Annotated in this window: 19 protein-coding genes and 10 tRNA genes; 5 read left to right on the plus strand and 24 right to left on the minus strand. The window is 44.5% G+C overall.

Going from position 1 to position 19,599, the window contains the following annotated elements; translation table 11 throughout:
- Positions 1-49 precede the first annotated feature (49 nt).
- A complete protein-coding gene (gene metH / locus L2W36_RS12765; protein WP_236110198.1) occupies positions 50-3,727 on the minus strand; it encodes a methionine synthase in 3,678 nt (1,225 codons plus the stop codon).
- 300 nt (positions 3,728-4,027) lie between these two features.
- Here metH and L2W36_RS12770 point away from each other — a divergent pair, with 300 nt between their 5' ends.
- Entirely contained in the window at positions 4,028-5,350 is a 1,323-nt protein-coding gene (locus tag L2W36_RS12770) for a cation:proton antiporter (RefSeq protein WP_236110199.1), read from the plus strand.
- 259 nt (positions 5,351-5,609) lie between these two features.
- Here the strand turns inward: L2W36_RS12770 and L2W36_RS12775 are convergent.
- From L2W36_RS12775 to mutY, 7 genes are all read right to left on the minus strand, one after another.
- Positions 5,610-5,685 (minus strand) — tRNA-Asn (locus L2W36_RS12775).
- Positions 5,686-5,740: 55 nt separating this feature from the next.
- A tRNA-Phe gene (locus L2W36_RS12780) sits at positions 5,741-5,816 on the minus strand.
- Positions 5,817-5,823: 7 nt separating this feature from the next.
- A tRNA-Thr gene (locus tag L2W36_RS12785) sits at positions 5,824-5,899 on the minus strand.
- A gap of 58 nt (positions 5,900-5,957) precedes the next feature.
- Positions 5,958-6,033, minus strand: a tRNA-Phe gene (locus L2W36_RS12790).
- A 125-nt stretch (positions 6,034-6,158) separates the two neighbouring features.
- Positions 6,159-7,292 carry a membrane-bound lytic murein transglycosylase MltC gene (gene mltC, locus L2W36_RS12795; protein ID WP_038224375.1) on the minus strand — a complete coding sequence of 378 codons (1,134 nt, stop codon included), beginning with the start codon at positions 7,290-7,292 and terminating at the stop codon, positions 6,159-6,161.
- Positions 7,293-7,346: 54 nt separating this feature from the next.
- A complete protein-coding gene (locus tag L2W36_RS12800) occupies positions 7,347-7,619 on the minus strand; it encodes an oxidative damage protection protein (protein WP_038224304.1) in 273 nt (90 codons plus the stop codon).
- A 14-nt stretch (positions 7,620-7,633) separates the two neighbouring features.
- Positions 7,634-8,692 carry an A/G-specific adenine glycosylase gene (gene mutY / locus L2W36_RS12805; protein WP_216613724.1) on the minus strand — a complete coding sequence of 353 codons (1,059 nt, stop codon included), beginning with the start codon at positions 8,690-8,692 and terminating at the stop codon, positions 7,634-7,636.
- A gap of 141 nt (positions 8,693-8,833) precedes the next feature.
- Here mutY and trmB point away from each other — a divergent pair, with 141 nt between their 5' ends.
- Together trmB and glsB are read left to right on the plus strand one after the other, a co-directional pair.
- Positions 8,834-9,553: a tRNA (guanosine(46)-N7)-methyltransferase TrmB gene (gene trmB / locus L2W36_RS12810; RefSeq protein ID WP_006075540.1), complete on the plus strand. Its 720-nt coding sequence runs from the start codon at positions 8,834-8,836 to the stop codon at positions 9,551-9,553.
- Between the two features lie 85 nt (positions 9,554-9,638).
- On the plus strand, positions 9,639-10,559 hold the full coding sequence (gene glsB, locus L2W36_RS12815) for a glutaminase B (protein WP_062459974.1): 921 nt from the start codon (positions 9,639-9,641) through the stop codon (positions 10,557-10,559).
- Positions 10,560-10,588: 29 nt separating this feature from the next.
- On the opposite strand, the gene hemW is transcribed toward glsB, so the two are convergent.
- Genes hemW through L2W36_RS12850 form a run of 7 tightly spaced genes read right to left on the minus strand, consistent with a single transcriptional unit; the run spans position 10,589 to position 15,312 of the window.
- On the minus strand, positions 10,589-11,737 hold the full coding sequence (gene hemW / locus L2W36_RS12820) for a radical SAM family heme chaperone HemW (protein ID WP_236110209.1): 1,149 nt from the start codon (positions 11,735-11,737) through the stop codon (positions 10,589-10,591).
- A 16-nt stretch (positions 11,738-11,753) separates the two neighbouring features.
- Positions 11,754-12,356 carry an XTP/dITP diphosphatase gene (locus tag L2W36_RS12825; RefSeq protein WP_006075536.1) on the minus strand — a complete coding sequence of 201 codons (603 nt, stop codon included), beginning with the start codon at positions 12,354-12,356 and terminating at the stop codon, positions 11,754-11,756.
- A 48-nt stretch (positions 12,357-12,404) separates the two neighbouring features.
- The gene (locus L2W36_RS12830; RefSeq protein ID WP_062459978.1) at positions 12,405-12,836 is read right to left on the minus strand and encodes a DUF4426 domain-containing protein; all 432 of its coding nucleotides are present in this window, start codon (positions 12,834-12,836) and stop codon (positions 12,405-12,407) included.
- 24 nt (positions 12,837-12,860) lie between these two features.
- Positions 12,861-13,148: a DUF167 family protein YggU gene (gene yggU, locus L2W36_RS12835; RefSeq protein ID WP_236110200.1), complete on the minus strand. Its 288-nt coding sequence runs from the start codon at positions 13,146-13,148 to the stop codon at positions 12,861-12,863.
- Entirely contained in the window at positions 13,148-13,705 is a 558-nt protein-coding gene (locus L2W36_RS12840) for a YggT family protein (protein ID WP_236110201.1), read from the minus strand. Before L2W36_RS12840 ends, yggU begins: the two co-directional genes overlap by 1 nt.
- A 31-nt stretch (positions 13,706-13,736) precedes the next feature.
- Positions 13,737-14,555: a pyrroline-5-carboxylate reductase gene (gene proC, locus L2W36_RS12845; protein WP_006075532.1), complete on the minus strand. Its 819-nt coding sequence runs from the start codon at positions 14,553-14,555 to the stop codon at positions 13,737-13,739.
- Positions 14,556-14,601: 46 nt separating this feature from the next.
- Positions 14,602-15,312 carry a YggS family pyridoxal phosphate-dependent enzyme gene (locus L2W36_RS12850; protein WP_062459982.1) on the minus strand — a complete coding sequence of 237 codons (711 nt, stop codon included), beginning with the start codon at positions 15,310-15,312 and terminating at the stop codon, positions 14,602-14,604.
- Between the two features lie 25 nt (positions 15,313-15,337).
- Here L2W36_RS12850 and L2W36_RS12855 point away from each other — a divergent pair, with 25 nt between their 5' ends.
- Together L2W36_RS12855 and L2W36_RS12860 are read left to right on the plus strand one after the other, a co-directional pair.
- Entirely contained in the window at positions 15,338-16,378 is a 1,041-nt protein-coding gene (locus L2W36_RS12855) for a type IV pilus twitching motility protein PilT (RefSeq protein ID WP_236110202.1), read from the plus strand.
- A gap of 9 nt (positions 16,379-16,387) precedes the next feature.
- Positions 16,388-17,497 carry a PilT/PilU family type 4a pilus ATPase gene (locus L2W36_RS12860; protein WP_107307048.1) on the plus strand — a complete coding sequence of 370 codons (1,110 nt, stop codon included), beginning with the start codon at positions 16,388-16,390 and terminating at the stop codon, positions 17,495-17,497.
- Positions 17,498-17,636: 139 nt separating this feature from the next.
- Here L2W36_RS12860 and L2W36_RS12865 read toward each other — a convergent pair.
- The 9 genes from L2W36_RS12865 to L2W36_RS12895 all read right to left on the minus strand — a co-directional run bounded on the left by L2W36_RS12865 (position 17,637) and on the right by L2W36_RS12895 (position 19,588).
- Positions 17,637-17,712 (minus strand) — tRNA-Asn (locus L2W36_RS12865).
- Positions 17,713-17,731: 19 nt separating this feature from the next.
- Positions 17,732-17,807: transfer RNA gene (locus L2W36_RS12870), tRNA-Thr, on the minus strand.
- Between the two features lie 32 nt (positions 17,808-17,839).
- A tRNA-Asn gene (locus tag L2W36_RS12875) sits at positions 17,840-17,915 on the minus strand.
- A 19-nt stretch (positions 17,916-17,934) separates the two neighbouring features.
- Positions 17,935-18,010 (minus strand) — tRNA-Thr (locus L2W36_RS12880).
- 56 nt (positions 18,011-18,066) lie between these two features.
- Positions 18,067-18,142, minus strand: a tRNA-Phe gene (locus tag L2W36_RS12885).
- Positions 18,143-18,375: 233 nt separating this feature from the next.
- Positions 18,376-18,624, minus strand: a complete 249-nt coding sequence (locus L2W36_RS12890; RefSeq protein WP_236110203.1) for a hypothetical protein — start codon at positions 18,622-18,624, stop codon at positions 18,376-18,378.
- Positions 18,521-18,757, minus strand: coding sequence for a hypothetical protein (locus L2W36_RS27505; protein WP_443088394.1), 237 nt, complete (start codon positions 18,755-18,757; stop codon positions 18,521-18,523). The genes L2W36_RS12890 and L2W36_RS27505 overlap by 104 nt, the downstream gene beginning before the upstream one ends.
- Before the next feature lie 20 nt (positions 18,758-18,777).
- Positions 18,778-19,077, minus strand: coding sequence for a cache domain-containing protein (locus L2W36_RS27510; protein WP_088876271.1), 300 nt, complete (start codon positions 19,075-19,077; stop codon positions 18,778-18,780).
- Between the two features lie 434 nt (positions 19,078-19,511).
- Positions 19,512-19,588, minus strand: a tRNA-Asp gene (locus L2W36_RS12895).
- Positions 19,589-19,599 lie beyond the last annotated feature (11 nt).

Here is a 19,599-nt window from a genome sequence, read left to right on the forward strand (position 1 = left end):
AGAAACGGCACCAAAAGGTGCCGTTTTCTCTACTTCCAAATGGAACAACCTAGTTGATATTAGGCCCTAACCACTTCTCAGCTTCCGTTTGATCCCAACCTTTACGATCAGCATAACTGTCTACCTGATCTTGTTGAATCTGTGCAATTGCAAAGTATCGAGAATCAGGGTGTGAGAAATACCATCCAGACACAGAAGCTCCAGGCCACATCGCATAGCTAGAAGTCAGTGACATACCGATAGTTTGCTCGACCTCGAGTAACTCCCACAACGCACCTTTTTCCGTATGCTCTGGACAGGCTGGGTAACCAGGGGCTGGTCGGATACCTTGGTACTTTTCACGAATCAGGTCGTCATTAGACAGGGCTTCATCTGCTGAGTAACCCCAGATCTCTTTACGAACTTTCTCATGCATGTATTCTGCAAACGCTTCTGCCAAACGATCAGCAACCGCTTGGATCATGATCGCATTGTAATCGTCACCTTGGGCTTTGTACTCGTCAGCCAGCTCACGCTCACCAATACCACCAGTTACAGCAAACGCACCAATCCAATCTTGCTTACCGCTTTCTTTTGGTGCCACATAATCAGAGAGACAGTAGTTGAACCCTTTAGGCTTTTCAGTTTGCTGACGCAAGTTATGCAGTACTTTGCGAACTTGGGTGCGAGTTTCATCAGTGTATACTTCAATATCATCTCCGACAGATGCCGCAGGGAATAAGGCACACATGCCACTTGCTTTTAGCAAGCCTTCACGTTCAACTCGGTCTAACAATTCATTGGCATCGTGGAACAATCGCTTCGCTTCTTCACCTACCTCTTCATGCTCTAGTATCGCAGGATACTTGCCCACCAGAGACCAAGTCATAAAGAACGGGGTCCAATCGATATAATTTCTTAGTGTTGCGACCTCAAAGTTCTCGAATACATGCACGCCCGGTTTCGCTGGAATTGGTGGCGTGTAGTTTTGCCAATCGATAGCCACTTTGTTTGCTCTGGCTTCTTCAAGCGTCACCGGTCTAGTTCTCGGCTTTTTACGGTTGTGCTGATCGCGCACGCGTTCATAATCGATATCAAGCTTTTCAATGAAGGCAGGTTTAAGCTCTTTAGATAACAGTGAAGTACAAACACCAACCGCACGAGATGCGTTATTAACGTAAACAACAGGTTCACTGTAGTTCTGTTCGATCTTCACTGCCGTGTGCGCTTTAGATGTAGTAGCACCGCCTATCAATAGTGGCAATGTGAAGCCTTGACGCTCCATCTCTTTTGCTACATGAACCATCTCATCAAGAGACGGAGTAATCAGTCCGGACAGACCGATAATATCCACGTTCTCTTCTTTGGCGACTTTAAGAATCGTTTCGCACGGCACCATAACGCCAAGATCAATGATTTCGTAGTTGTTACATTGCAAGACAACACCAACAATGTTCTTACCAATATCGTGAACATCGCCTTTCACTGTCGCAAGTAAGATCTTACCGTTTGAAGAACCTGCTTGTTTCTCTGCATTAATAAACGGTTCTAGATGGGCAACCGCCTGTTTCATAACACGAGCGGATTTTACAACCTGAGGTAAGAACATTTTGCCTTCACCAAACAGATCACCCACCACGTTCATGCCATCCATTAATGGCCCTTCAATGACTTCCAGAGGTTTAGACGCATTCAAACGCGCCTCTTCGGTATCTTCGACAATAAACTCAGTGATACCTTTTACCAAAGCATGCTCTAAACGCTTTGAGACATGCCAAGTGCGCCATTCAAGTGCACTAGCATCCTCCTCTTTACCCACTCCCTTATTGGCATACTCAGCGGCAATATCAAGCAGTCTTTCGGTGCCATCATCACGGCGGTTAAGTACGACATCTTCAACCGCTTCACGCAATTTCTCAGGCACATTGTCGTAAATCTCAAGCTGACCAGCATTTACGATACCCATGTCCATACCATTTTTAAAACAGTGATAAAGGAACACGGCATGAATGGCTTCGCGGACATAGTTGTTACCGCGGAAAGAGAACGAGACATTAGACACACCACCAGAAATCATGGCATGTGGAAGGTCACGTTTAATATCTGCAACGGCTTCAATGAAATCCACAGCGTAGTTGTTGTGCTCTTCTATACCTGTCGCCACTGCGAAAATGTTAGGGTCAAAAATGATATCTTCAGGCGGGAAACCAACCTCTTCGACAAGAATATTGTAGGCGTTGGTACAAATTTCTAGCTTACGCTCACGTGTCTCCGCTTGACCAATTTCATCAAACGCCATCACGATAACCGCAGCACCATAGCGCCTGATTAACTTCGCTTGCTCGACAAATTTCTCTTTGCCTTCCTTCATGGAAATCGAGTTAACTATGCCTTTACCTTGAATACACTTCAGGCCAGCTTCAATCACTTCCCATTTTGATGAGTCAACCATGATTGGTACTTTAGAGATTTCAGGCTCAGAAGCACACAGGTTTAAGAAACGAACCATGCACGCCTCGGCATCAAGCATACCTTCATCCATATTGATATCGATGATCTGCGCGCCGTTTTCGACTTGCTGACGAGCAACCTCTAACGCTTCGTCATATTGCTCTTCTTTAATAAGGCGCTTAAATCGTGCAGAGCCAGTTACGTTAGTACGTTCACCAACGTTAATAAATAAAGAGTCTTTCTCAATCGTCAGTGGCTCTAACCCTGATAGTCGACAAGCTACAGGTAGCTCTGGTAGAGGACGAGGAGTGACGCCTTCAACGGCATTCGCCATTTGACGAATATGCTCAGGTGTCGTACCACAACAACCACCAACGAGGTTTAGGAAGCCACTGCGCGCCCACTCACCAATGTGCTCTGCCATATCTTCTGGCGACAAGTCATATTCACCAAAGGCGTTAGGTAAGCCTGCATTAGGGTGAGCAGAAACAAAGCTCTCGCCAATACGCGACATTTCTTCAACATATTGTCTAAGCTCATCAGGGCCTAAAGCGCAGTTTAAGCCAAAGGAAAGCGGTCTTACGTGACGTAACGCGTTATAGAAAGCTTCTGTTGTTTGACCTGAAAGAGTTCGTCCGGATGCATCGGTAATTGTGCCCGAAATCATCACTGGCAGTTCATAACCAAGCTCTTCGAATACAGATTCGACGGCAAAAGCGCACGCCTTCGCATTGAGTGTATCGAAGATAGTTTCGATAAGGATTAGGTCTGAGCCACCTTTGATCAGTGCATGTGTTGATTCTGAGTACGCTTCTACCAATTCATCAAACGTGACATTACGATATCCAGGATCATTCACATCGGGAGATATTGAACAGGTTCTGTTGGTTGGGCCAAGTACACCAGCGACATAGCGAGGTCGGTCTGGCGTTTTAGTCGTCCACTCATCTGCGGCTTCACGAGCCAGCTTTGCCGCTTGGTAGTTAATTTCCTCGCTGAGCGATTCCATATCATAGTCGGCCATTGCTATCGTGGTAGCGTTAAAGGTATTGGTCTCTAAGATGTCCGCGCCGGCTTCCAGATAAGCACTATGAATCTCTTTAATAAGTGCTGGCTGAGTCAATACTAAAAGGTCATTGTTACCCTTCAGATCACTCGGCCAATCAGCAAAGCGCTCACCTCGGTAGTCTTCTTCCTCAAGTTTATAACCCTGAATCATGGTGCCCATACCACCATCAATCAGTAGAATTCGTTGCCTTAGCTGACTCTCTATTTGTTGTCTTACGTTACTTCCCACGATACTGCCTCATTCCTTGCTTATGCCGTCATCGTATCATAGATTTTTTAGAAATCTAGACGTCTAAAAATCTTTCTAGTCTTATTATCTTCCACGTTATCTAACTAAAAGGACTGACACAAGCGCTTCTATATTCTATCCACTGACTACAATTTCATTTCGGTTATGAGAAAAATCCGCAAGTTACCTCATTAAGCTCTAATCTATAAACAAGAGGAATGAATTCAAAAATAGTGATTGATATTCCTGCAAGAGAAGCACAAAATCCCATTAACATTTTTTTACAAACTAGGTGGAGTGATGTCCGTTTATCAGACTTTATGTTTTTTGTCGGCAGCGGCAATGTTAATTGCCTTTGTAAACAGCAAGATAGGAAAAATGCAGACTACGATAGCCATCACAGCTGGTGCAATGATGCTGTCGCTGTTCATCTTGATTGCTGGCCAAAACGATTGGTTTCAACTTACTGAGATTGCCACAGAGACCGTAGCTGATATTGATTTTGAAGACTTCCTTCTACAAGGGATCCTTGGTTTCTTACTCTTTGCAGGTGGTTTGGGTATTAAATTGCCTCACTTAAAAGATCAGAAATGGGAAATCACCGTACTCGCACTCGGTGCCACACTATTCTCGACCTTCTTCATCGGTTTTGTGTTGTATGGATTTTGTAATGTCATTGGCATACAGTTTGATCTCATCTACTGCTTGCTGTTTGGCGCTCTTATCTCTCCAACGGACCCTATCGCAGTATTGGCAATCGTCAAAAAGCTCAAAGCGCCTGAACGCGTTTCAACGCAGGTTGAAGGTGAGTCACTGTTTAACGATGGTTTCGGTCTGGTTATCTTCGTCACTCTCTTTACGATCGCTTTTGGCAGTGAGACACCAACTGTCGGCAGCGTGACTATGTTGTTCTTACAAGAAGCTCTGGGCGGTATCTTATATGGCTTTGTTTTAGGCTTAGTATTCCACTACCTAATTAGCTCGACCGACGACCACTCTATGGAACTACTACTTACCATAGGTATCCCAACAGCCGGCTATGCTTTTGCAGAAGTGCTTCATGTTTCAGGCCCATTGTCGATGGTGGTGTCAGGCATTATGATCGGTAACTGGACTCGTTATATCGGCTTTTCAAAAGAAACAGAAGACCACCTAGACCACTTCTGGGAGCTTGTTGATGAGTTTTTAAATGGCGTACTGTTCTTACTTATTGGTATGTCGATGCTGCTGTTCCAATTCCATCAAGAAGACTGGATTTTGATGGCCTTCTCTATTCCTCTGGTTCTTGGTGCACGCTATTTAAGTGTCGCACTGGCCTATGTAGGCTTTAAACGCTATCGCACTTATAACCCTTGGTCAGTTCGAATTTTAACGTGGGGAGGCCTACGCGGCGGTCTTGCTTTAGCAATGGCACTCTCTATTCCATCGGGAATTTGGGTTATCGAAGACAAACTTATCGACGTTAAAGAGATAATTCTTGTTATGACCTACTCTGTGGTGGTTTTCTCTATTCTTATTCAAGGCTCCACCATTACACCTATGATTGAAAAAGCGAAGCTTGCAGAGAAGGAAATGGCGGAAAAGAAAGCGGCTCAAGAGCAAACCAACGCCCATCAAGAATAGCGAGTCTTTAATATCTACCAATAGCCTCACCTTATCGGTGGGGCTTTTTTATGAAGATAGTAGTGAAGCAGTAATACTAAAACACATCAAAAGCAAAATAGGCCGTATCTTATGATACGGCCTATTTATAAGTGGCTCCACTGACCATGCACTCGTAGCGACATACTACGGGGCTACTTAGGTCAGCGACATCAAGCTTGCAAAGCTTAAGAGTGTAAATGCAAAAAGACCGCATCTTTCGATGCGGTCTTTTTTAAAGTGGCTCCCCCTGCGGGACTCGAACCTGCGACATACGGATTAACAGTCCGCCGTTCTACCAACTGAACTAAGGGGGAATTATTTGTGTAAGCACTGGTCATTAAGACCATTATTTGCTTAAGCACCAAATAATGGTGCCTCGAGGCGGAATCGAACCACCGACACGAGGATTTTCAATCCTCTGCTCTACCGACTGAGCTATCGAGGCAAATAAATGGTGCCGACTACCGGAATCGAACTGGTGACCTACTGATTACAAGTCAGTTGCTCTACCTACTGAGCTAAGTCGGCGACACTTTATTTTGCGTTGCTCGTGCTAATTTCTATCAACACCAACAATATCAAATTGTGGTGCCCGGAGGCGGAATCGAACCACCGACACGAGGATTTTCAATCCTCTGCTCTACCGACTGAGCTATCCGGGCAACGGAGCGCTATTAAACGGATTTTCCGGTCTCCCGTCAACGCTTTTTTGAAAAAAACTTCAAAAAAGCGTTCAAGCGCTGCATTTTTCATCGAATCGTATTCGTTTTGCGCAGATCGGGACAAATTAGCCTTTTCCAGCATTAAAATCTTTTTTGAATTTAGTTACTTTCTCCAAATAACGTCGCGCTTCAGCATTCGGGTGTTTTTTAGTCAACGCCCAATAAACTTGATTCGGTTGCAACGAATTGAGGTCGTTCATCGCTCGCTTTCTGTCACTATGGAATGTTTTCAGCACCCCTCCCGTCCCGCCGTTATATGCGGAAATCATACTGTACTCCAACGACAGTGGATGCCTAACATCTTTCAAGTAGCGATTTTTTAGAATGTAGAAGTACGCCGTCCCAGTATCAATATTCTGTTCAGGGTTGAACAAATACTCTGGCGTCGGTTCTCCCGGTTTGTTTTTGACAAGATTAAACACATCTCGACCCGCAGTCTTTGGCACCACCTGCATCAAACCATAGGCATTAGCCCAGCTAACCGCATAAGGGTTAAAACTACTTTCTGTTTTTATAATCGCGTAGATAAGATCTTCCGGGATGTCATAGCGCTTAGAAGCCCGGCGTACGATATCTGCGTACTGGTAACTACGCTGTTTAAAGTGATCCGCTACCATGGGGATCTCAACGTAGTATGCCTTCTTGAAATCTACGTTTTTGGTCTTTAACTTATTCGCAATGAGATAATCGGCAAAACGGTTAGCACGCCATGTCCATTGGATTGGTTTTTTCTCTTGGTCGACAACCTGGTTATAAAGAAACGGCTGGCCCTCTAATTTAATGGCTTTAGACGAGAACAAGTCAACGCTTGATGGATCATCAGGCGTCAACAGCGTTGTCACGATAGCAGCCTTAAGGTGCTTCTCTGGCTCGGTTGGAGACACGGTTTCAATCGTGATAAGACCTTTACTAAAGTTAACTTCGGCGCGGCTCAAGTAGTTATCAATGTATTTCACGTAATTACTTTTACCAGCAACCTTAACTTCGCGACTACCCCAGCGCTTCTGGATATTACCGTTAAAGCTGTTGATCAGCGCGTCCAACGCCTTTGTATCTTTTACATATTGGCCTGGGAGTTCGGCTAAGTTCTTAGCAAAGCGGTTGGTTGGCTCGTAGTTAACATCATATATCTTTTCGATAAATTCGCGACTACAGCCCACCAGCAATAGGGGAACCAGAAAGTAGATTAACTTCTTCATAGACAACATTAAAAACACCACCCAAAAGGTGGTGTTTGATTTATTCCTTGTAGATTACTCTGACGGCGGCGTGTAGCCGTCGATGACGACATCCTTTCCTTCAAACAAGAAGTTCACCATTTCAGTTTCAATCAACTTACGATGCTCGGGATCCATCATGTTGAGTTTCTTCTCATTGATCAGCATGGTCTGCTTAGACTGCCATAAAGCCCATGCTTCTTTCGAAATGTTATCGAAGATACGTTTACCCAATTCACCTGGGTACAATTGGAAGTCGAGACCTTCAGCATCTTTCTGTAGGTGAGCACAAAAAACCATACGGCTCATATTGTTATCCTCAATTAATGTCGTTGTAAGGTTTCAATTAGCGACTTAACTGGTGCCGCTAATCCAACCTTTTCTGGATTAGTTATGTTATACCAAAGACCTTTCGACTCTTCCATCACCATTGTTGGAAGCTGGTTAAGCGTCACGACGATTGGCGTTATATCGAGGTGATAATGGCTGAATGTATGTCGAAAAGCGATTTCAACCTCTCTGGATTGGATATTTCGCTGTTGGATACCATATTGCTCCAACACCTCATCAATATCCGCGCTAGGACTCTCAGGGAAGCAAAACAAACCACCCCAAATCCCCGTTTGAGGCCTTTGAGCCAGCCAGAGTTCATCTTGGTGTTTCAAAATCACAAACCAAGTTTCTTTTTCAGGTTTGGTTTTCTTAGGTTTCTTTCCCGGGTAATCAAGAGGATTCCCCTGCTTATTAGCAACACAAAAGCTTTCTACGGGACACAATGTGCATTTTGGTCGACTTCTGGTACAAACCATTGCCCCCATGTCCATCATTGCTTGATTGTACTTATCCGTATCTTCCGCGGGAGTATGTTGTTCAGCAATTTGCCATAGCTGGTTTTCTACTTTTTTCTGCCCAGGCCACCCTTCCACAGCAAAACTACGAGCAAGTGTTCGTTTTACATTACCATCGAGAATTGCATGAGGAAGTTTATGAACTGATGATAAAACAGCAGCTGCGGTCGAACGCCCCACTCCTGGTAATGCATTCATTGCTTCGAGTGACAAAGGAAATTCACCACCATGCTGTTCGACAACAACTTGAGCGGCCTTATGAAGGTTGCGTGCTCGGGCGTAATATCCCAACCCCGTCCACAAGTGTAACACTTCATCTTGTGGCGCTTTAGCCAAAGACTCTACTGTGGGGAAGTGCTCCAAAAACCTTTCATAGTATGGAATGACAGTGGTCACTTGTGTCTGTTGTAGCATGATTTCCGACAACCAAACCTTATAAGCGGTCTTTTGTTGTTGCCACGGTAGCTCTTTGCGACCGTATTTCTCATACCAATCTAATATTGAGCGTGCAAAAGGCGTCACAATTACTCTCATCTCTCTTATAATTTGCTAGAAATTGCACCACACTTAGTAACAGAAGTAAAACTGCGTGAAATTCTGATCCGATAATGCTTGCTTGCGAGCAAATTCTTTGGATAATTCCCGCTCTGATTATTGAATGAACAGGCTAAACCAATGAGTGAAGTGACTACTAACGAATACACAGAAGATGGCAAACTGATTCGCAAAGTTCGCAGTTTTGTTCGTCGTGAAGGACGCCTAACCAAAGGCCAAGAATCGGCGATGGAAGAGTGCTGGCCTACAATGGGTATTGATTACCAAGAGTCACTACTCAACTGGGAACAGGTATTTGGTAACAATAACCCTGTTGTTCTTGAAGTTGGTTTCGGCATGGGCGCTTCTTTGGTCGAAATGGCAAAGAACGCACCAGAAAAGAACTTTATTGGCATTGAAGTACACAGCCCAGGCGTAGGTGCATGTCTATCATCAGCGCGCGATGCTGGTATTACTAACCTGCGTGTTATGTGTCACGATGCGGTTGAAGTCTTTGCCAACATGATTCCGGACAGCAGCCTAAGTACAATGCAGTTGTTCTTCCCTGACCCATGGCATAAAAAGCGTCACCACAAACGTCGTATTGTGCAGTTAGATTTTGCTGAAATGGTAAGAACTAAGCTTATTCCAGAAACAGGCGTATTCCACATGGCTACAGACTGGGAAAACTATGCCGAGCATATGGTCGAGGTAATGAACCAAGCACCTGGCTATGAGAATATTGCTACTGATGGTGACTTTGTACCACGTCCAGATGATCGTCCTTTAACAAAGTTTGAAGCTCGCGGTCACAGACTTGGTCATGGTGTTTGGGATATCAAATATCGCCGCACAGCTTAAGTTTCGATTGCTAATCGAATTCTAATCCTGAAAAGCCAACCTCCCGTTGGCTTTTTTTGGCGCTTACGTTGGGAGAACAACAAATATGAAACCAACTAAACAGATTCTTTCTACTATCCTCAGTGAAGTAAAACCACTGATTGGACAAGGAAAAGTCGCGGACTACATCCCTGCTCTTGCAAAAGTACCTAACAACAAACTAGGCATAGCAGTGTACACCAACGAAGGTGAAGTGATTACCGCTGGAGACGCCGAAGAGTCCTTTTCTATACAATCAATTTCCAAAGCACTGAGCCTAACTTTGGCAATGATGCTGTATAAACCAGAGGAAATCTGGCAGCGAGTCGGCAAGGAACCCTCAGGGCAAGCTTTTAACTCACTAATCCAGCTTGAGATGGAACAAGGAATCCCGAGAAACCCGTTTATTAACGCAGGCGCGATTGTGGTAGCCGACCTACTGCAAAGTCGCTTATCGGCGCCTAGGCAGCGTTTATTGGAGTTTGTTAGAACACTTTCAGGTGACAACCACATTGTCTACGATAAGATCGTGGCAGCTTCAGAAATGATGCACAGTGACCGCAATGCAGCTATCGCTTATCTAATGCGCTCGTTTGGTAACTTTAATAACGATGTTATTCCTGTTCTCAATAACTATTTCCATGCCTGCGCTTTAAAGATGAGCTGTGTTGATCTTGCCAAAACCTTCAGTTATTTAGCCAATCAAGGGCAATCCGTAAATACTAAGAAGCAGATCATCACACCGACACAAACCAAGCAGCTCAATGCGTTATTGGCGACATGCGGCCTCTATGATGGCGCCGGAGAGTTTGCTTACCGTGTCGGCATGCCAGGTAAGTCAGGTGTGGGCGGTGGTATTATTGCGATTGTTCCGGGTGAAATGACTATCGCGGTTTGGTCTCCAGAACTGGATAAATCTGGTAACTCTCTCGCTGGGACGAGAGCGTTGGAGATGCTTTCGGAGCGAATTGGACGTTCTATATTTTAATTGAAAAGGGAGGCATTTCGCCTCCCTTTTTACATAAAGCCTTCAAGTAAATCATTTAAAAACAAACGACCTTTATCGGTGATCTGCCACTCTTTCGAGGTCTCACTGATGTAGCCTTTTTGTTTCGCCCAAGTTAACTTGTCTTCGATATCTCTTTCAGACAAACCTGTTCGCTCTGTAAATTCAACTCGCGGACATGCTTCCAACAACCTGAAACGGTTCATGAAGAACTCAAACGGACGCTCTTCCGGAGCCACTTCGGTTTGAGAATCTAGGTATGGCTTTAACATATTGAGATAGCCGCGTGGGTGCTTCACTTTAGTTGTTCGAACAATACGACCATCGGCAAAACTCAACTTACCATGGGCACCGCAGCCAATACCTAAGTAATCGCCAAAACGCCAGTAGTTTAAGTTATGCTGACATTGAAAGTCTGGCTTGCTATAGCCCGAAATCTCATATTGCTGATAACCAGCCTCCACCAGCATTTGATGTCCTTGCTCGAAGATATCCCAAAGATCATCATCATCTGGCAATGTAGGTGGCTTAGAGTAGAACAGGGTATTCGGCTCGATTGTGAGTTGGTACCACGAAAGATGCGGTGGCGCCAATTCAATCGCCTGCTTAAGATCACTTAATGCGTCATCAATAGATTGATCTGGTAATCCATGCATAAGATCCAAGTTAAAGCTGTTTAAGCCAATTTCATGAGCCAGCTTTGCTGCATTGACCGCTTCACTTTCACCATGAATTCGTCCTAAGCGCTCAAGTTTGGTTTGCTGAAAGCTCTGCACACCGATAGAGATGCGTGTGACGCCTACGACTCGGTACTGCTCAAATCGTGCAGCTTCGATCGTTCCTGGATTGGCCTCCATAGTGATTTCTATGTCATCACGAAATGGAATACGTTCCCTTACTCCATCAAGCAACTGCTTAATGTATTCTGGAGCGATTAAACTTGGAGTACCACCACCAATGAAAATTGAGTGCAGCGGGCGAGAATCTGAAGCCAATCCGTATTGGCGAATATCAGTATCTAAATCCTCAAGTAATGCCGTTATGTATGCTTGTTGGGGAATATCTCCCTTTTGGGCATGCGAGTTAAAGTCGCAGTATGGACATTTTTGAACACACCAAGGAATATGGATATAGAGACTCAACGGCGGCGGTACCAGCACAGGTGTTTGCTCCATGTTAAAGACCTTGCGCCTTAATCGTTGCGAAAAGCTCCTTTAACGCTTTACCGCGGTGTGACAGCTGTTTTTTACGTGCAGGTTCTAGGTCAGCAGACGCACAGTTGTCTTCAGGCACAAAGAAAATAGGATCATAACCAAAACCATTGTCACCACTTGGCTCCGTTAGAATACGACCTTCCCATTTTCCATGGCAAACGATCGGCGTAGGATCAGCGGCATGACGCATTAATACCAACACGCAATGAAACCGTGCTGTCCTCTGTGCTTCAGGAACCCCTTTCAACTCTTCTAGTACTTTATCTAGGTTACGCTTGTCCGTCGCCCCCTCCCCAGAATAACGAGCAGAGTAGATCCCCGGTGCGCCTTTTAAGTAATCAACTTCTAACCCAGAGTCATCTGCAATCGCAGCTAGTCCTGTTTCTTGAGCGGCATGTCTGGCCTTAATGATGGCATTCTCGATGAATGTCGTACCGGTTTCAGCCACTTCTGAGACATTGAATTCACTTTGGGCATGGACTTCAAAACCAAAATCAGACAGCAAATCAGCCATCTCTTTCACTTTGCCTTGATTGCCGGTTGCAAGTACGATTTTTTTGCTCATGGGGTTCTCTCGAGTTAGTAAGCTTAAGCGTTGGTATTTACTGGAACCTTAAGGTTCTACATACAGTTTCTGACTAAACGTAATAGGACCGCGACCTTTGTTTCCAGCATCAATATCAATCGTGAATTGGTATTGCTCTTCGTTCACGATAGGAAATTGAGCCAAGTAGTATATCGCATCTCCTTCCTTAATTTCTTTAAACTCGAGCGTTTTGGTTTGGCCAATCAGGTTTTTAGCATTGCCTTTTATCGATACTGGCATGGCAGGCTTGCCTGCGCTTGAGCGGTCAAGGACACTGATATTCACCGTTGCAACAAACTCATTACGCTTCAAACCATAGCTACGCGCCACTTGTGGCGTCATAAACGTCGAGTTAAACACCACATAATGCACTTCTGCATCCTTGATTGTTTTGAACTGTTCCGCTTGAGCTAACCCAGTCACCATCAATGCCGAAATCAACAATAACCACTTTTTCATTGTTCTTCTCCTTTAAAAAAGCCCTCATAAGAGGGTCATAAATTCCTTGGGAATCAGTGCAGGTGACACTATTCGAAGTTGTTTGTGCCTTCCAAGCTCACCTTTCTCAATCAACACTTGTCCCTTTGCGACTTTAAATTGTTTAGCAAGGTACTTGCTCAAATGCGCATTGGCCTTTCCATCAACAGGAGGAGCAGTAATCGCCACCTTAAATTCTTCACCATGCTCTCCCACCAGCTTGTCTCGACTGGCTTTAGGTTGAACATAAATACGAAGAATGAGGTCTTCTCCATCCTGTTTTACGGCTGACATTAAAGTCGATACCAAATTGGACCAATAAGATCGCCCATTAGGAAATTAGCAAACTGCAGCACAATAAATAGCACTAACACACTCAAATCAAACCCACCCATCGCTGGAATGATTCGGCGAATTGGTGCCAGCATAGGCTCTGTCAATTGATGGAAGACATACTCGATTGGACTACGCCCTTGACTGACCCAGCTTAAGATTGCACGAATTAATAGTACCCAGAACAACAAGCCACCCGCGGCTTTAATCAGAGAAAGCAAGCCTAGGAACAAGAAGTCAGCACCGAAGCTAAAGTTGCCACCAGAAGCTATCAGTACCAGAGCTACGTATTTACCAACACATAGAACGTAAGCAAACAGTAACGTCGCCATATCAATAGCGCCAATAGACGGAATCATTCGTCTTAGTGGCGCTACTACAGGTTGGGTTGCTTTCACAATAAACTGTGAAAACGGGTTGTAGAAGTCTGCGCGTGATGCCTGTAGCCAAATGCGCAAAATCACGACCATAATGTAGAGATCAAACAAGGTCGAAACCAAGAAACTCATTGAATTCATAACTAGCCCTTACGAGTTATCATTGTTGGGATTAAAACAGTTTTTCCATTTCTTCAGCACGGGTCACGGCCGATTGCATCGCTTTAGCAACAATGCCTCGAATATCATTTTCCTCAAGCGTACGAACCGCTTCTGCCGTTGTCCCTCCTTTAGAGGTGACCTGTTGGCGCAGGGTAGCTAAATCAGTATCTGGATTCTCATTAACCATTTTAGCTGCGCCTAATGCGGTTTGTTGCACCAACAGTCGAGCGGTGTCTCCATCAAAGCCACTTGCTATCGCTTGTTGCTGAATCGCTTCCATGAAGAGGAAGAAATACGCCGGAGCACTACCAGCGGCAGCGATAATGTCATTGATGCCGGATTCTTGTTCAACCCAACAAACTTTACCAACAGCCTGCATCAGCTCACCTGCATAGGTTTTATCACTAACTGGTGTTATTGGGGAAGCAAATAGACCACTCATACCCTCACCTAGTAAAGAAGGTGTATTCGGCATTACTCGAATCAGATTTAGTGGGCTGGCAAACATTTGTTGCAGACGCTCTATTGAGATTCCGGCCGCAATTGAAATGACCAGTTTGCCCTGAAAATCAATCGACTGAAGTGGTTTGGCCACTTGTTCCATTAATTGAGGTTTCACAGCCATCACAATCACATCGGCTTGTTGTGCTGCCTCAGTATTGTTCGTCGTCACTTGAATATCATAAGCCTGCTGCAAAGCAACTAACTTTGCTTCGCTAGGATTTGTCGCAGTAATACAATCTGGACGGTAGCCACTGGCCACCAATCCCGCGACGATGGAGCGAGTCATATTGCCCGCACCAATGAATGCGATCTTTCTTTGTTCCATTAACCCTATCCTAAATTAGAGGTACTTTGCGTCACTCTCTTATGTGTTACGCTTTGTTGCTGTAATCTCTCGCACCAAAGATAGCAGTTCCAATTCGAACTATGGTACTTCCAGCTTCTATCGCCGCTTCCATATCACCACTCATACCCATCGATAGCGTATCGACTTGAGGGTGCTTTTCTGCCAGCAAGTTTTTGACCTCTGCCAGTGCTTTAAAAGCAATGAGCTGAGATTGATAGTCACTAACATTCTCTGGAATTGACATTACTCCTCTTAACGTGAGGTTTGGTAATGAGGAAATCAATTGGGCAAGCTCTAAAACTTGCTCGCTATCGACACCAGACTTACTTGCTTCACTGCTAGTGTTCACCTGAATCAGTACTTGAATAGGCTTCATACCTTGAGGGCGCTGATCATTAAGTCGTTGGGCGATTTTGGCACGATCTACAGTATGAACCCAGTCAAAGTGCTCTGCGACTGGTCGTGTTTTATTCGACTGAATAGGTCCAATAAAGTGCCATTCAATATCTATATCACCATGTTGTTCATTGAAATGAACAACTTTAGAAACGCCTTCTTGAACATAGTTTTCGCCAAAACGACGTTGACCTGCCTGACAAGCGTCTAAAATTGCCTCAATAGGCTTAGTTTTACTGACCGCGAGCAATTGCACATCACCTTGCGCTCTCCCGCACTTTTGCTCAGCCTGTGCAATTTGGGAGGTGATTAGTTCGATATTTTGTTGAATACTAGTCATAGCTTACAAATTATAAGGAAAATGAATGGATATCACCGAGTTACTAGACTTTAGTGTAAAGCATAACGCTTCAGATCTACACCTTTCTGCTGGTGTCCCACCTATGGTACGTATTGATGGTGAAGTAAGAAAGCTTGGTATCCCTGCTCTTGAGCATTCTGAGGTCCATAAATTAGTTTTTGACATTATGAATGATAAACAGCGCAGCGAATACGAAGAGCATCTCGAAATCGATTTTTCATTTGATATGCCCGATATCGGTCGTTTTCGTGTCAATGCGTTTAATCAATCTCGTGGCTGCTCTGCCGTTTTTCGTACCATCCCCAGTGAAGTCCCAACACTGGCGCAAATAGACGCACCCGACAAATTTTCCGAGATAGCCGGTCTAGAACGCGGCTTGGTATTAGTAACAGGGCCGACTGGTTCAGGTAAATCGACGACACTAGCAGCCATGGTCGACCACATTAACCAACATCAAAACAAACATATTCTGACCATTGAGGATCCTATTGAGTTTGTTCATCAGAATAAAAAATGTTTGGTTAACCAGCGAGAAGTTCATCGCGACACCCACAGTTTTAAAGCTGCACTCCGCTCTGCACTGCGTGAAGACCCGGACATCATTTTAGTCGGTGAGCTTCGAGATCAAGAGACCATTAGCTTAGCTCTTACCGCTGCCGAAACGGGCCACTTAGTCTTTGGCACTCTGCACACGAGCTCTGCAGCCAAAACCATTGACCGGATTATTGATGTATTTCCAGGCCAAGACAAAGAAATGGTTCGCTCTATGCTCTCAGAATCTTTACGAGCTGTTATCGCACAAACTCTGTTAAAGCGCGTGGGAGGTGGGCGCATCGCTTGTCATGAAATTATGCTAGCGACACCCGCTATCAGAAACCTAATTCGAGAAGATAAAGTAGCTCAGATGTACTCAATTATCCAAACAGGTGCGGCAAGTGGTATGCAGACCATGGAACAGCACTCTAAACGGTTATTGTCTCAAGGACTGGTTGAACCAGAAGAAGTGAATAAGAAAATTGAACAACATGGTTCAATGTTTCAATAGGACGAGATAATGCACAACATTGATACCATTCTAAATCACATGCTTGACGAAAAAGCCTCTGATCTTTACTTAACAGTCGATGCGCCACTGTTATATCGCGTAGATGGCGAACTGCAAGCAAAAGATGACAAGCTCACTACAGAGGCGATTCAAGCGCTTTTAAGCAGCGTCATGGAGCGTTCTAAGTACTCGGAGTATCAGACAACAAAAGAAGCTAATTTTGCGATAGTGAAGCCATACGGCCGTTTTAGAGTAAGTGCATTCTACCAGCGAGAATTGCCTGGTGCAGTCATCCGAAGAATTGAAACTCAGATACCGACCTTCGAGCAGCTTTCGTTGCCAGAAGTATTGCAAGATCTAGCGATTGCCAAACGTGGCTTAGTCTTAATAGTAGGTGCTACTGGCTCTGGTAAATCTACCACTATGGCAGCGATGACAGGTTATCGAAATCAGCACCGCAGTGGTCATATTCTCACCGTCGAAGATCCTATCGAATTCGTTCATGAGCACGCAAAATGTATCGTGACACAGCGTGAGGTTGGGCTGGATACTGAAAGCTATGAAGTCGCCCTTAAAAATTCACTCCGACAAGCTCCTGATATGATTTTAATTGGTGAGATACGTTCTAGGGAAACGATGGAATACGCCATGTCGTTTGCTGAAACTGGGCACCTTTGTATCGCGACATTGCACGCGAATAATGCTAGCCAAGCTTTAGAGCGAATACTACACCTTACACCGGAAGATAGACGGGAACAGTTCCTCTTTGACTTATCTTCGAATTTAAAAGGCATCGTAGGACAACAGCTCATTCGAGATAAGAATGGACAGGGCCGTCACGGCGTTTTCGAGGTTCTACTAAATAGCCCTCGCATTTCCGAACTCATCCGTAAAGGTGATTTACATGAAATCAAAGCTGCAATTGCGAAAGGTAAAGAAGTCGGAATGCAAACCTTTGATCAGGCCTTATTTGATTTGGTTTCAGCTGGCAAGATAAATCAAGAGGACGCTTTACACAGTGCTGATTCGCGAAATGATCTTAGATTAATGTTAAAGCTTCAAAGTAATGACAATAACAGCTCATCAAACCTTAGCGATATTAAGATAGATATGAGCTAATCACTGGCTCTAACCAGCGTGAGAAAACACTTCGAAAAGACTGTACTACTGCAATACGGTCTTTTTTACAGTTCAGTAGAGGGAAGGCAAACTCAAGATAACAAAAAAGGCTGCATCGTAAGATGCAGCCTTTATAATGTGGCTCCCCCTGCGGGACTCGAACCTGCGACATACGGATTAACAGTCCGCCGTTCTACCAACTGAACTAAGGGGGAATTGCTTTTCGCAATAAAGTGGTGCCGACTACCGGAATCGAACTGGTGACCTACTGATTACAAGTCAGTTGCTCTACCTACTGAGCTAAGTCGGCACTTAAAGCAAGCTTTTGCTTACTTTTAAAAGTGGCTCCCCCTGCGGGACTCGAACCTGCGACATACGGATTAACAGTCCGCCGTTCTACCAACTGAACTAAGGGGGAATTACTTTACGTAAATAAATGGTGCCGACTACCGGAATCGAACTGGTGACCTACTGATTACAAGTCAGTTGCTCTACCTACTGAGCTAAGTCGGCGACACTTTATTTGTTATTGCTCGTACTACTGTTAACAGCACCAACAATCTAAATTGTGGTGCCCGGAGGCGGAATCGAACCACCGACACGAGGATTTTCAATCCTCTGCTCTACCGACTGAGCTATCCGGGCGACGAGGTGTATTAAACGGTTTTTCGTCCTTTACGTCAACACTAAATTGCAAAAAAAATATCGTTTGGTGCTTTTCTATACTTAGCGTTCTGTTTTTATTCATTTGGCGCTCAAAAACAAGCCCTAGCAGTCGTTCCGCTCTATTAATGAATATAGATAAACTAGGCTCATTAACTTTCCCAGCACCAAATAAGTTAAGATTTTGTCCCCTAGTACAAAGAGAAAATCCTTGATTACTGAACCTCAAAGCGAGCTATTTTGTGGTACAGCTCCAACGACAGTTGATTTAATGAACGAGTGGCCTGCTCTGTTTCTTCTGCAGCCGAGCGAAGTTCAGTGCCACTTTGTTCAATCATGTTTAATCGTTGAGAGAAATCGTCACTCACCACTGTTTGTTCTGCTGCCACTATCGCAATTTGAAGGCTTTTCTCTGTAATAACCTCTAAAAGGAGCAACAACTTCTTGCAAGGCAACTGAGGCATGTTGTGAGCCTGACTGAAGATTACCCATCATTTCTAGAATCTCTTTTATGCTTTGTTGAGTCCGGCAAACAATATTTCTGACTTCAGTAGCAACAACAAAGCTTCTAAAGCTTCTGCCTTGCTCCCCAAGCACAAGCAGCCCGATAGCGGCATTCAATGCAAGTAGATTGATCTGCTCATCAATATCACAATCACACCCAGAACCCGAACGATATTGCGGACATCAGAATCAAGCTCAGAAAGGATAATGTCTGTAATACTCTGTCCGACACTATCTTTGAAATTGTGAAAACTCGTACCATAGCGCAGAAGCACAGGGTCAAGAGGAACAACAATAAACGTCATATCCTCATCAGCTATATAGACGTATTCGCTATCTTTGTAGATGTAATTACACCGTATTCTTATGACGATAGCCTTATTTACTTGCTCTGTTAGCTTATCCCTAAGGATGGGTTTTCTAGCTAAACGCTTGTAGAGTAGGTACTAGTAAAAACTTCTGTAACGCGTGCTTTATCATCTGCATTGCATGCTACTCGAAGCGACCACAAGACTACTCAGTCTAATAACCGGTGTGACAGGCAATGACATAGAGTCATCTCTTATTTACTATCTTTTAGCTTATTGTCTTCAGCACAACGGTGCACTAGGAGGATAACGTAGGCTCATATTAAAAGGAATATCAAAGCCTTGTGGATATCGATATGGTGGTAGGGAAAGAGCACTTACTCTAGGGTAATGTTCTGCGTGTGAAGCTACCTATTGAAAAATGTAAAAGTCCCAGTCTATCGGCGGGGGCACCTAACCTAGGGTTGAAATCAACCGGAAGTCGATCAAATTTTAGATAATAAAAAACCCGACGCTTTCGCATCGGGTTTTTTAATAAGTGGCGGAGTGGACGGGACTCGAACCCGCGACCCCCGGCGTGACAGGCCGGTATTCTAACCAACTGAACTACCACTCCGCAGTGGTCTA

The sequence above is a fragment of the Vibrio sp. McD22-P3 genome, assembly GCF_021568915.1.
GTDB classification, from domain to species: domain Bacteria; phylum Pseudomonadota; class Gammaproteobacteria; order Enterobacterales; family Vibrionaceae; genus Vibrio; species Vibrio mediterranei.

Bases quoted from the DNA above. Each gene is read 5' to 3' on its own strand.
- trmB (WP_006075540.1), top strand. From the start codon at position 8,834: ATGAGTGAAGTGACTACTAACGAATACACAGAAGATGGCAAACTGATT.
- L2W36_RS12860 (WP_107307048.1), top strand. From the start codon at position 16,388: ATGCACAACATTGATACCATTCTAAATCACATGCTTGACGAAAAAGCC.
- L2W36_RS12855 (WP_236110202.1), top strand. From the start codon at position 15,338: ATGGATATCACCGAGTTACTAGACTTTAGTGTAAAGCATAACGCTTCA.
- mutY (WP_216613724.1), bottom strand. From the start codon at position 8,692: ATGAGAGTAATTGTGACGCCTTTTGCACGCTCAATATTAGATTGGTAT.
- L2W36_RS12830 (WP_062459978.1), bottom strand. From the start codon at position 12,836: ATGAAAAAGTGGTTATTGTTGATTTCGGCATTGATGGTGACTGGGTTA.
- L2W36_RS12840 (WP_236110201.1), bottom strand. From the start codon at position 13,705: ATGAATTCAATGAGTTTCTTGGTTTCGACCTTGTTTGATCTCTACATT.
- L2W36_RS12770 (WP_236110199.1), top strand. From the start codon at position 4,028: ATGTCCGTTTATCAGACTTTATGTTTTTTGTCGGCAGCGGCAATGTTA.
- yggU (WP_236110200.1), bottom strand. From the start codon at position 13,148: ATGTCAGCCGTAAAACAGGATGGAGAAGACCTCATTCTTCGTATTTAT.
- L2W36_RS12850 (WP_062459982.1), bottom strand. From the start codon at position 15,312: ATGACTAGTATTCAACAAAATATCGAACTAATCACCTCCCAAATTGCA.
- L2W36_RS12800 (WP_038224304.1), bottom strand. From the start codon at position 7,619: ATGAGCCGTATGGTTTTTTGTGCTCACCTACAGAAAGATGCTGAAGGT.
- glsB (WP_062459974.1), top strand. From the start codon at position 9,639: ATGAAACCAACTAAACAGATTCTTTCTACTATCCTCAGTGAAGTAAAA.
- proC (WP_006075532.1), bottom strand. From the start codon at position 14,555: ATGGAACAAAGAAAGATCGCATTCATTGGTGCGGGCAATATGACTCGC.
- L2W36_RS12890 (WP_236110203.1), bottom strand. From the start codon at position 18,624: ATGCCTCAGTTGCCTTGCAAGAAGTTGTTGCTCCTTTTAGAGGTTATT.
- mltC (WP_038224375.1), bottom strand. From the start codon at position 7,292: ATGAAGAAGTTAATCTACTTTCTGGTTCCCCTATTGCTGGTGGGCTGT.
- L2W36_RS12825 (WP_006075536.1), bottom strand. From the start codon at position 12,356: ATGAGCAAAAAAATCGTACTTGCAACCGGCAATCAAGGCAAAGTGAAA.